The organism is Bradyrhizobium oligotrophicum (assembly GCF_051168495.1).
Classification (GTDB): domain Bacteria; phylum Pseudomonadota; class Alphaproteobacteria; order Rhizobiales; family Xanthobacteraceae; genus Bradyrhizobium; species Bradyrhizobium oligotrophicum_A.
This window is the reverse complement of the sequence record NZ_JBNPVB010000004.1, coordinates 80,073-91,104: the sequence shown is the minus strand read 5'-3', so window position 1 is coordinate 91,104 and position 11,032 is coordinate 80,073. Positions and strand designations below refer to the sequence as shown.

The 11,032-nt window shown below is 66.3% G+C and carries 10 protein-coding genes and 1 tRNA gene; 5 read left to right on the top strand and 6 right to left on the bottom strand.

Annotated features, from left to right (window positions below):
* Positions 1–57 precede the first annotated feature (57 nt).
* The 3 genes from ACQR1B_RS09790 to ACQR1B_RS09780 are packed head-to-tail and all read right to left on the bottom strand — an operon-like array spanning position 58 to position 956.
* Complete coding sequence (locus tag ACQR1B_RS09790) at positions 58–543, bottom strand: hypothetical protein (RefSeq protein ID WP_434831131.1); 486 nt, start codon at positions 541–543, stop codon at positions 58–60.
* Positions 543–686 carry a hypothetical protein gene (locus ACQR1B_RS09785; protein ID WP_434831132.1) on the bottom strand — a complete coding sequence of 48 codons (144 nt, stop codon included), beginning with the start codon at positions 684–686 and terminating at the stop codon, positions 543–545. Before ACQR1B_RS09785 ends, ACQR1B_RS09790 begins: the two co-directional genes overlap by 1 nt.
* Positions 687–728: 42 nt before the next feature.
* Positions 729–956, bottom strand: a complete 228-nt coding sequence (locus ACQR1B_RS09780) for a hypothetical protein (protein WP_434831220.1) — start codon at positions 954–956, stop codon at positions 729–731.
* On the opposite strand from ACQR1B_RS09780, the gene ACQR1B_RS09775 reads away from it, so the two are divergent.
* Both ACQR1B_RS09775 and ACQR1B_RS09770 read left to right on the top strand, forming a co-directional pair.
* Complete coding sequence (locus tag ACQR1B_RS09775; RefSeq protein ID WP_434831216.1) at positions 846–2,708, top strand: acyltransferase family protein; 1,863 nt, start codon at positions 846–848, stop codon at positions 2,706–2,708. The two genes, ACQR1B_RS09780 and ACQR1B_RS09775, sit on opposite strands and share 111 nt — an antisense overlap.
* A gap of 166 nt (positions 2,709–2,874) precedes the next feature.
* Positions 2,875–4,773 carry an acyltransferase family protein gene (locus ACQR1B_RS09770; protein ID WP_434831133.1) on the top strand — a complete coding sequence of 633 codons (1,899 nt, stop codon included), beginning with the start codon at positions 2,875–2,877 and terminating at the stop codon, positions 4,771–4,773.
* A 22-nt stretch (positions 4,774–4,795) separates the two neighbouring features.
* On the opposite strand, the gene ACQR1B_RS09765 is transcribed toward ACQR1B_RS09770, so the two are convergent.
* Positions 4,796–6,679, bottom strand: coding sequence for an acyltransferase family protein (locus tag ACQR1B_RS09765; protein WP_434831134.1), 1,884 nt, complete (start codon positions 6,677–6,679; stop codon positions 4,796–4,798).
* 246 nt (positions 6,680–6,925) lie between these two features.
* On the opposite strand from ACQR1B_RS09765, the gene ACQR1B_RS09760 reads away from it, so the two are divergent.
* The 3 genes from ACQR1B_RS09760 to ACQR1B_RS09750 all read left to right on the top strand — a co-directional run bounded on the left by ACQR1B_RS09760 (position 6,926) and on the right by ACQR1B_RS09750 (position 8,968).
* Positions 6,926–7,732 carry a hypothetical protein gene (locus ACQR1B_RS09760; RefSeq protein WP_434831135.1) on the top strand — a complete coding sequence of 269 codons (807 nt, stop codon included), beginning with the start codon at positions 6,926–6,928 and terminating at the stop codon, positions 7,730–7,732.
* Positions 7,733–7,870: 138 nt separating this feature from the next.
* On the top strand, positions 7,871–8,473 hold the full coding sequence (locus ACQR1B_RS09755; RefSeq protein ID WP_434831136.1) for a TMEM175 family protein: 603 nt from the start codon (positions 7,871–7,873) through the stop codon (positions 8,471–8,473).
* Positions 8,474–8,894: 421 nt separating this feature from the next.
* Positions 8,895–8,968, top strand: a tRNA-Gly gene (locus ACQR1B_RS09750).
* 57 nt (positions 8,969–9,025) lie between these two features.
* Here the strand turns inward: ACQR1B_RS09750 and ACQR1B_RS09745 are convergent.
* Both ACQR1B_RS09745 and ACQR1B_RS09740 read right to left on the bottom strand, forming a co-directional pair.
* Complete coding sequence (locus ACQR1B_RS09745; protein ID WP_434831137.1) at positions 9,026–9,778, bottom strand: SDR family oxidoreductase; 753 nt, start codon at positions 9,776–9,778, stop codon at positions 9,026–9,028.
* 307 nt (positions 9,779–10,085) lie between these two features.
* Entirely contained in the window at positions 10,086–10,997 is a 912-nt protein-coding gene (locus ACQR1B_RS09740; RefSeq protein WP_434831217.1) for an AraC family transcriptional regulator, read from the bottom strand.
* Between the last annotated feature and the right edge of the window lie 35 nt (positions 10,998–11,032).

Genomic DNA, 11,032 nt, shown 5'->3' with positions numbered 1-11,032 from the left:
TTTTTTCGTGGTGGACGATTGGCGAAGCCAACTCAAGCGCGACGCCGGTGCTGCGTGTCAGATCTTCTGTCCCGCGGAGCCGACGCCGACATCGATCGTGATCCGCTGCAACTCGGTGCGCCCTTGCGGGAATTTGACCTCGAGCGTCACCGTGTCGGTGCCGGCGAAATCGGCCTTCGACTGATAGAAGGCGATGAATCCGGGCACTTCGAGGGCCAGGCATTGCTTGTAGTTGGTCGCGGAGATCTTGCCGCGCTTGATCGTCACGGTGCCGTTGCCGGGAGGCGCCACCAGCCGGATCGAAGGAAGCGGGCCGGACGAGCAGTCGGGCTGCACGTTGAGATAGACCCCGACCTGGATCGCCTTGCCCGCGACGCCCTTGGCGCTGCGCTCGACGGTGGTCTGAGTAGGAGCAGGTGTAGGTGTTGCGGGCGCAACCGGCGCTTGCGCCAGGGCCGCCGTCGCCGCGACGAGCAGCCCTGCCGCTGCCGGTCCTCCGAGCAGAATACGCCATTCTCGCCGTGATGAATCCGTTGCCAGCATCAGCCCGTTGCTCCCCGCGCTGCCGCCAGACTGCCGCATTCGGCCAGATCCTTCAACGGATTGCCGAACTTGCGGCTGAGCTTTCCCACGAACGTTCCAGAATCGGTGCCGAGCCGCTTTGAACGTTCGTCGGCTTTTCCCAACTCGACCACCGGCCTAACGATCACTCGATCGTGGCCGCGATGTCATGATTGTTTCTGGTTGCTGCCGTTCATGTCTGTCCATATCGTGCGCCGCAAACAGGCGTGAGGTGGACGGAGTTGCAGCGTGGTTATCGGGCGGACATCGATGGCCTCAGGGCGATCGCAGTCTGCATTGTCGTTCTGTTCCACCTGAGAATTGGCGGTTTTGGTGGTGGCTTTGCCGGCGTCGATGTCTTCTTCGTCATCTCCGGCTATCTGATCACCGGGCACATCCTTCGCGATGTCGAACGCGGGGCCTTTTCGTTCGCCGCGTTCTATGCGCGGCGCGCGCGGCGGATCCTGCCGGCGCTCGTCGTCACCATCATGCTGACCTTCGCCGCCGGCTGGTTGTGGCTGCCGCCGGACGAGTTGCGACAGCTCGCGAAAGAGGCGACGCACGGCCTGCTGTCGATCGCCAACATTCAATATTGGCGCGAGTCCAACCAGTATTTCGCGCCGAGCGCGGATCAGCTCGGGCTGCTGCACCTGTGGTCGCTGTCGGCGGAGGAGCAGTTCTATCTCGTCAGTCCACTGGTCGTGGTGCTCCTCAGCCGGACTCGTCACGTGTTCACGGGCATCGCGCTGGCTGGGCTGTTGTCGATCTTGGCGGCCATCATCTGGCTCCCCAGAGATCCCGACGCCGTATTCTTCCTGACGCCGTTTAGAGCCTTCGAATTCGTGCTTGGCGCACTGGCGATCCCGTTGGAGCGGCGCATGGCACCGTGGACGACGGTCCGGATCCTCGCGGCGTGGGGCGGCTATGCCGTGCTGTTCTCGAGCCTTCTTGTCATCGCGCGCTTCCAGCGCGACGCCGGGCTCGGTGCCCTGCCGGCGAGCATCGCCACGGCCGCCATCATTGCGGCGAATCGGCCGCTGCGCCTGTTTGCCAATCGCGGCGTTCTGGCCATCGGCCGTTCGTCCTACTCGCTCTATCTCGTGCACTGGCCGGTGATCACCTTCGCGAACTTCATATTCGGGGAGCGCGCCGGCAGCGCGACAGGCCTGATCGTTCAGTTGCTGGTCATGGCGGTGCTGACCGCGGCGATGTTCGTCCTGGTCGAGCAGCCGATTCGCCGTTGGCGCGGCGCGCAGTGGAAACAGGCGACCGCCTTTGCAACGGTGATCGGCCTCTGTGTCGTCGCAACTCACGCGACGTTCAAGGCAGACGGCGTCGCGGGGCGGCTTCCGGCCGAGCAACGCGCGCGGCTCGATCTGCAGCGGTTCGGTATGAGCCCGTGCGTTCGTTCCGGCGATGACTGCGAATTCGGCGCTCCCGGCGGCTCCCGCATGGTGGAGTTGCTCGGTGACTCCTACGTGCATCAGTACGTTGCGGCCCTGGACGATCACCTCAAGTCGAACAGCATTCGCGGCAGGACGTCGACGGTCGGCGGCTGTCCGATGCTCGTGGGTCTCGTGCCGCGCCCGCCTCGAACGGCCGAATGCATGACCCTTCGGGACCGCGAACTGGCGCGCGTCAGGACATCGCCGGCCGATTTCGTCGTGATCGGGCAGGCGTGGCATCTCTATTTGAATGGCATGGCAGCTCCGGACGAGCAGAAGGCGGGCGAAGTCCGCGACGGCCTGCAGGCGCTGCTTCGCCTGCTGGACCGGCCCGGACGCCGTTTCCTGATTATCGGCGCCCAGGTGAGGCCGGTGACGTGCGGCTTTGATCACATGCGCATGCAGCCCGGTCCGTTGTGGCACGCGCCACCTCCGCACTGTGCCCCGCTGGACTTGGTTAGGGCGCACGCAGAGTCTGGCGCAATCGATGGCCTGCTGGAATCCGCCTTGGCGGAGCGGCGTAACGCCATCCTGCTGCGGCCGGCCGATCTGTACTGTGACGAGGATTGTCCGGTCGTGCGCGACGACGGTGTGTGGTTGTTCCTCGATCCGGGCCATTTCACCGTGGCAGGCGCACGGCTGATGGGCCAGCGCACAGCGCCTTTGATCTCCCGGTTCTTCTCCGACACGTCCAATCCGTAGCGGAACGACAGGCCGCCGAGACACTTGGCCGCTTCCTGGGCACAGCCACGCCACCGCCAGCCCGGCGTCACCGGATGGGCCCGATGACGTCATCACTGTTTCCCGCTGTTGCCATTCACCTCTGTGCACCTTGTCCACCTCGAAAAATGTGCAGGGGTGGACGCCATTGGAACGCAGTCATCGTGCCGACATCGATGCGCTGCGGGCGGTCGCCGTCGTCATCGTCATTCTGTTCCATCTGAAGATCGCGGGCTTCGAAGCGGGCTTTGCCGGCGTCGACATCTTCTTCGTGATATCGGGCTATCTCATCACCGGACAGATCCTGCGCGACGTCAGGGCAGGGCGGTTCTCGCTGTCGGAGTTCTATCTGCGGCGGGCGCGGCGCATCCTGCCGGCGCTGGTCACGACGATCGCGGCGACCTTCGCCGCCGGCTGGCTGTTCCTGTCGCCCGAAGCGCTGCGCCAGCTCGCCAAGGAGGCGACGCACGGGTTGCTCTCGATCTCCAACATCCAGTACTGGCGCGAGGCGAGTGCCTATTTCGCGCCGACGGCGGAGCAGCTGCCGTTGCTGCATCTGTGGTCGTTGTCGCTGGAGGTGCAGTTCTATGCGCTGGCGCCGCTGCTCCTGATGTGGGCGGGGCGCGGTCGGCATCCATTCAGGGCGATTGCGGCGATTGGTCTGTTGTCCTTCGCTGCGGCCGCCATCTGGCTGCCTTGGGATTCGGAGGCCGTGTTCTTCCTCACTCCGTTCCGGGTGTTCGAATTCGCGCTCGGCGCGCTCGCCATTCCGCTCGAAGCGCGCCTCGCCGCGTGGCCGCGCGCCCGGGCCGTCGCGGCCGCGTGGGGTGACGTCATCCTGGTCGGCAGCCTTCTCGTCATCGGCCGCTTTCAGAACTATGCGGGTGTCGCCGCGCTCGTGCCCTGCATGGCCGCCACCGTCATCATTGCCGCCAACGCGCCGAGCTCGCTCGTGACGGCCCGTCCGGTGCGCGCGGTCGGCATCGTCTCCTACTCGCTCTACCTCGTGCATTGGCCCGTCATCTTCTTTGCCGGCTTCATCTGCGGCGACGCCGCACGGACACAAGCGGGCCTCGTATCCCAGCTCGCGCTGATGGCTCTGCTGGCGACGCTGATGTTCGTCCTGGTCGAGCAGCCGCTGCGGCGGCTGCCCTGGCCGCGCTGGGCACAGATGGCGAGCTTTGCGACCGTGCTCGTCGTCGGTGCCGGCCTCACTCACGTGACCTTCCGCGCCAATGGCTTCGTCTCGCGGCTGACGGATGATCAGCGCGCGCTGTTCCAGCTGCAGGGCTTCGGCCTGAACAAATGCGGCCGCACGGTCGGACGCCTGTGTGCATTCGGCGATCTCGACGGCACGCGCGGCGTCGAGCTGCTCGGCGATTCCTATGTCCAGCAATATGTCGCGGCACTCGATGCGACGCTGAAGATGCGCGGCATGATCGGGCACGTCTCGACCATGAGCGGCTGCCCGACGCTCGCCGGCCTGACCGCAGAAGGCCCGCGCGCACGCGTCTGCGCGGAGCTGCGGGACAGCGAGCTGCCGCGCATCCAGCAGTCGCAGGCCGATTTCGTCGTGATCGGTCAGGCGTGGCAGCACTATCTCGACCTCGGCGACGGGGCGGCGGCGCGGGCACGCAACGCCGAGGTCGCCGCGCGTCTCGCCGAGACGATCCGTCTGCTGGACCGGCCGGGCCGCCACTTCCTCGTGATCGGCGGCCAGGTCCGGCCCGTGAACTGCGCCTTCGATCAATTGCGCATGCTGCCGGGGCCGACCTGGCACGCGCCGGCCAAGCCGTGCGATCCGGTCCCGAAGCGCGAGGCCATTGCCGCCAACCACACCATCGATGCCGTTCTCGGCGAGGCGATCAGGCCGTTGGTCCGGGTGACGCTGCTGCGGCCTACGGAGGTGTATTGCGATCAGGACTGTCCAGTCGTTCAGGACGGCGTCTGGCTGTTCCAGGATGCCGGCCATTTCACGGTGGCGGGAGCGCAGCGCATGGGCGAGCGCGCGGCGCCGATCTTTGCGTCGTTCCTCGCGGATGATTAGCCGGGAGGCCGCCGCGCGTCGCTCATTCGCTTTTGCGTGCAAGCAACGCGGTCAAGGCCGGCGATGTCCGGACGATGCCCGTGGCCGCGAGCTCGGAGCCCTGCGCGGTGAAATGACCTTCATCCCAGGCGAGCGGCGCGCCGTCGGAGGTCTGCAATAGGCAATGGTTCTCGGGACAGAGCAGCGCGTGCAGCGACACATAGTCCGTCTGTGGCATGTCCTTCAGCAGCCCGCTCAGGTAGGCGTCGACCTCGTCGAGCCAAGGCGGCATGTGGCCGTCGGTGGCAACACCGAAGCGCTGCGCCGCGATCAGGAGGTGCGGTACGGGACGGTCGAATTGCGGGCTCGGCCCGATCACGACGATCTTGCTGCCGGCATCCACGATCGTCCGGATCATGGCCAACAGGCTCGCGCGCGCCGCCGGCGCCATTGCCGTGCGCGTCCAATTGCCTGAGAGGATCACGATGTCGGGCCCGAGATCGCGCACCAGCCCGGGCAGCCGGCCATTGTAGGTTCTGCAGGTCTCCGACTGGCCGGGCTCGTTATAGGAAACGCATTGCGCCATCGTCGCGCGCAGCAAAGTGGCCTGCGGTAGCGCGCGCTTCAGACCGTAGGCGAGGTGTGCAGCGTGGCTGTCACCCCACAGCAGGATGTTGGGGCCGGTGCCCTTGGCGAGGCAGGTGGGCTGCAGCGCCTCGAAGGCCTGACCCGGGCTTAGGAAACACGTGTTGCCCTCGTAGATGCGCTCGTGATCGTAGCCGAGGAAGTCGGCGATCGCCCGTTGTTGCGGGGAGAAGCGGCCGGGAAAGCCGGACCATGAGATCATGACCAGGCTGGCCGCGAGCGCGGCTGCGCCGGCGGCCGTGAGCGTGCGCACCATTGTCGGCCACTCGGCCCGCCGTGCGGGTTGCTCGATCAAATAGAAGCTGGCCAGTGCCAGCGTCGTGCACGCGCCGAGCAAGCTGAGCTTGTCTGTGGGGGATATCGGCGGACCCCAGACGGCGGTCGCGAACGAAATGATTGGCCAGTGCCAGAGGTAAAGAGAGTAGGACCATAGGCCGACCGCGATCATCGGCTGCGTCAGTGTGAGCGCGGTCCTGCTGAGTGCCGGCTTGCCCCAGATCACCGCAACGGTGCCCAGGCAGGGCAGCAGCGCGGCTATGCCGGGATAGGGCGTGCGCGGCGAGTACAGGTTGACGGAAGCGCCGAGTGCGATCCATCCCAGCGCAGCCACCGCGATCCGCAGCCACTGCCGGCGCGGTGCCGGCAGGGCATCGACCGCGAGCAGCGCGCCCAGCGCCAGTTGCCACGCCCGTGCCGGCAGCAGATAGAATGCGGCGGCCGGCTGCGCCTGTGTCTGCACCACGCAGAGCAGGAGCGAGACGGCGCAGACCGCGATCAGGCTCGCGAGCATCAGTGGGCGCCGCAGCGCAAAGAAGGTCAGCGCCAGGGCAGGGAATAGCAGATAATACTGCTCCTCCACGCCGAGCGACCAGGTGTGGAGCAGCGGCTTGGTGATGGCGGCGGCATCGAAATAGCCCTGCTGCGACCAGAACAGAATGTTGGAGCAGAAAGCGAGGACGCACAGCGCCTGCTGCGCGGCGGAGACCGTTCCCTGCGGCAGCAGGATCATGCAGGCGCCGAGCAGGGTGGCGCAGAGCATGGCAAAGGCGGCCGGCAGGATGCGCCTGGCGCGCCGGCGGTAAAATGCCGCGAACGAGAACGTTCCGGCGCGGGCTTCGTCGTGGATGATGCGCGTGATCAGGAAGCCGGAGATGACGAAGAAGACGTCGACGCCGACATAGCCGCTGCGGAACGGCGAGATGTCATAGTGGAACGCGATCACCGAAATGACCGCGAAGGCGCGCAGGCAGTCGATGTCGGGCCGATATTCGGTTGAACTCAAGATAACTGTCCGAAAGGGGGCGCGGGCGGCTGTGGCAGCCTGCCGTAGGGCCAGCGTGCGGCACGATTCTGACACGTGCTGATTGCAGCCGCAACGCGGGACACCGGTTGGACTCGCCCGGCGCCGTGCAGACATGACACAATGCCATTGAATTGATCCCGCCGACGGCCTCTCCGGCTTGCGTTCACAGACTTGCCTTAATGGCGTGGTGGCTTCGCTGCAGTTTGTGCGTCCAGCGAGTGTGTCATGCGTGCATTGGGGCGGAGGGCCGGCCAAGCCGGCTTGTTGTACGGCTGCATTCTATTTCAAGTTGTATTAGCCGCCCCTCTGGCGCAGGGAGCAGAGGCGGGCGGTGCAGCAGCGCCGGCGGCCGAGGTCGCCAAGGAAGCGCCCAAGGACGGCGGACCGTTCGGCGGGTGCGAACCGATCGGTCTGACCGCATCCGGCGAACTGGTGTTTCCGCTCGAATGCAAGAAGCTGATCAAGAAGCCGGCCGAAGCGCCCGTCGCCGCGGACAAGGCCGCGGGCGACGACAAGACCGCTTCGACGGACGCCGCGGGCCAGGCCGCCTCTGTTGAGGCCAAGCCGGCGGCGAACGAGGCGGCTGCCGTCGCGTCTCCCGCGCCCGCCGAGCCGAAGCAGGCCGCGGCCGTCGAGAAGCCCGAGCCGGTGCGCAAGGATGCCGTTCTCGATCCCGCAGCAGCCCCCAGGCCTTCGCTCGGCACGTCCCCGACAAGCAATCCTTCCGGGAAGCCTGCGGCGACCAGACGAACGCGCCCACCGGCCTCGACCACGGCTGCGTCCGACAAACCGTCGCCGGCCAAGACCGCAGTGAAAGCTGTGGCCGGCAAGCCCGCCGCGATGCCGGTCAGGTCGATGGTCGTGATGGCCAAGCCCGCCAACACCGGCTTGCCGGTGGTGGGCAGGACGCAAGCCGAGGACAGGCCGCGGCAGCGCACCGCAGGGATGCCGGCCTGCATGCAGTTCCGCAGCTATAATCCGAGCACCCGCAGCTATCGCGGCTTCGACGGCCACATCTATTTCTGCCGGTGAGGAGGGCGGGGGCGCCCCGCGAACGCGACGTGACGGCGCACAGGGCGCCGCCGCTGTCCGGGCCGGGCGGCGGCATCAAAGACCTGCTATAGGTCGGAACCGACGTCACCCGCATGCGTGCGCTGCCTCCGATCCGAAATGACCGAACCTCAATCCGACCTGTTCGAGATGCGCCGGCTGGAATCGCTGTCCAACACCATCTTCGGTGTGGCGATGACGCTTCTGGCCTATGACCTGCCGAAGGCCAATTTTGCGCATATGCCCGGCTGGGTCGATCTGCTCCATACCTATTCCGGCCGACTCGCCGGGCTGGTGCTCAGCTTCATCATCGCCGGCGTGTTCTGGATCAGCCATCACCGCCGACTGGCGCGGCAACCGTTCGCCGGCCGGCCGGTGGTGATCCTGAATCTGTTCTTCCTGTTGTCGATCGTCCTGCTGCCCGTGACCAACGGGCTTTACGGCAGCTACAGGCTGAGCAGCGCGGTGGCCGTTCTCTACGGCCTGCATCTGACGATCATTGCGTCGCTGAACGCTGCGTTGTGGTGGCTTGCGGTTCCGCGCGGCCGCTATGCCGAGATCGTCGGCGCGATCTTTCCCGTCATCGTGTTCGTGCCGGGCATCGCGATCGCGGCGCTCGCACCGGAGTACGTGCAGTTTTTCTGGATGCTCGGCTTCGGCGGCTTCCTGGTGCGGCGGTTCGTCGGGGCAGAGCCGGCGAAGGCGGCCGATGAGCTGTCCTGAGCAACAAAAAACGCGGCGGGCCGTCAGACCCGCCGCGCCTTAACGTCTTGAACTCGCTGGTCCAGGGCCGAGACCGCCCCGTTGCCGAGCCGCGATGGCGCTGACGAATCAAGCGCTCATCGAACGACGCTCATCGAGAGCCGCTCAGCGGGCGATCCCAGCGAGGTGACAGCGCTTGGTGAAAGACACTGGATCACCTCCTTTCGTTGTTGATGACAACGTCAATATAGGCCGGATCGCGCCGGGGTGGTAGGGGGCCAAATTACGGAACTCTCCATCGCGGCCGCCGCATGCTGCATTGCGGGCCGCACCGCCGTCCGGACGCCGTTCCGGCAGTCCGGAACGCACACCTCGGGCCGCCTTCCGAACTCCCCCGAAGAGGTTGAGACCCGCCGCGGACCATGTTAGGGAACGCCGCGACGCGGGTGTAGCTCAATGGTAGAGCAGCAGCCTTCCAAGCTGAATACGAGGGTTCGATTCCCTTCACCCGCTCCAGCTTTTTTCCGAGCCATCCCTCTCGTTGCACCAGCCCGTCGCCTGCGCCCGGCATCGTCAGGTGAGGCCGTGCGCCGTCGACAGCGCGGTGGCGTCGGCGCCGGCGGGAAAGCGAAGCCGGTCCGACGGGTCGTTGACGGCAGTCCATATCGCCTCCGCGACGTCGGTTTCCCTGGTCGTCAGCGCCGGCTCGGCGAAGCTCGCGAAGATCGGGGCCGCGAAATCGGCGTAGGAGGCGGGGATCAGGTCTTCGATGCGGACGGTGGTGTTCTGGGCGAAACGGGTCGTGGGGCCATAGCCGGGCTCGACCAGTTTGGCGCGGATGCCGAAATGGCCGAGTTCGTGGGCGAGCGAGCCCGTAAAGCCTTCGATCGCCTGCTTGCTCGCGGTATAGGCGGCTGCCAGCGGCATCGCCACGAGCGTGACGCTGGAGGTGACGTTCACGATGACGCCGGTACGGCGCTCGCGCATCTGCGGAATCACCGCTTGGCACATCGCCATCATCCCGAACGTATTGGTCTCGAACACGCTGCGAATGTGCGACATCGGCGTGGCCTCGAAGGCGCCGACGGTGCCGATGCCGGCATTGTTGACCAGCGCATCGATCGGCCCGGCGGCTTCGACCGCGGCGGCAATGCTGTGCGCGTTGGTGACGTCGAGCTGCAGGATGCGCAGCCTGCTTGCGCGTGGCAGCAGCTCCTGGTCGGGATTGCGCATGGTGGCAATGACGTTCCAGCCGCGGGCCAGGAAATGGCGGGCGGTCTCCTGGCCGTAACCCGAGGATGTGCCGGTGATCAGGATCGTCTGCATGAGGACCTCAAACTGTTTCGGATAATCCCCCTGTTAGACTCGAACGGCCGGACGTCCCATGCTCGCAAGTCCAGGAATCATGTCCAACCGTCCAAATCGCCGGCGCGTGGTCCGATATGCGCCGGCTGCGACGACCTTGCCGATGCGGCCGATCGAGGCCGTTCTGCTCGACATGGATGGGACGATCTTCTCGAACGTGCATCGGATGGTTCGATCGTCGTCGGACACGTCGCGACATGCTGCCGGTCGGCGCCACCGGCCTGCACGCTGCGGGCCGCCGCGCCACGTCGGTGCGATCCGGACTAATTCAAGCTGCCCCGACCGCGCCGCCGCTCCTGGCAAAGCTGCCGGGCGAACAGCCCAGACGCTTGCGGAACGCCGTGCTGAACGCGCTCGCCGATTCATAGCCGATCTCGTCGGCGATGGTGTCGAGCGTCTTGCTGCCGCCGATCAACGCGTGCTTGGCCAGCGCCATGCGCCAGCGCGCGAGATACTCGATCGGGCCGCAGCCGATGACCTCGGCAAAGCGCGCCGCGAACGCCGAGCGGGAGAGCCCAGCGATCTTCGCAAGGGCCGCCACCGTCCAGGCGGCCCGCACATCCGCATGCATGGCGCGAAGCACGCGGGCCAGCGCCGGATCGCGCAGGCCGTAGAGCAGGCCGGCATCGACGCCGGTTGCGATGTCCTGCCAGCGCAGCGCCTCGATAAGCAGGACCTCGAGCATGCGCTGCAGCACCATCTCCTTGCCGGGCTCTTCGTTCATGCACTCGTCCACGATCAGCTCGATCATACGGCTCAGCCTGTCCGTGCGCCCCGCTGAGGCAGGGATATGAATCATGCGCGGCAGCAATGCGAGCAGCAGAGGAGCATTCACCGGCTCGATACGGAACGTGCCGCCGAGCGCCGCGAAATCCGCCACGCCGTCCTGCTCGCCATGGCGGACGGGCATGTCCGTCGGATCGCGCGGCTCACAGCGGACACCCGTGTGGCTGCCCAGCGTGAACGCCGGCGTCGACGGCAGAAGCAAGAAGTGGCCTTTCTCCAGTTTGACCGGCGCGTCGCCGGCAAAGGTGATCCAGCACGCGCCTTTCAGAATGAGAGTGAAGCCCGGCTCGTCATGGGCCGCATAACGCACGCCCCAGCGGCCGCGCCCGGTGATGGGCTTGGAGATCGCGGTGCTCGGCCGTAGCAGCGCAATGACGTCGCTCAGTGGATCCATTCTGAAACGGGTTCGTAAATTGTCAGATCGGCAAT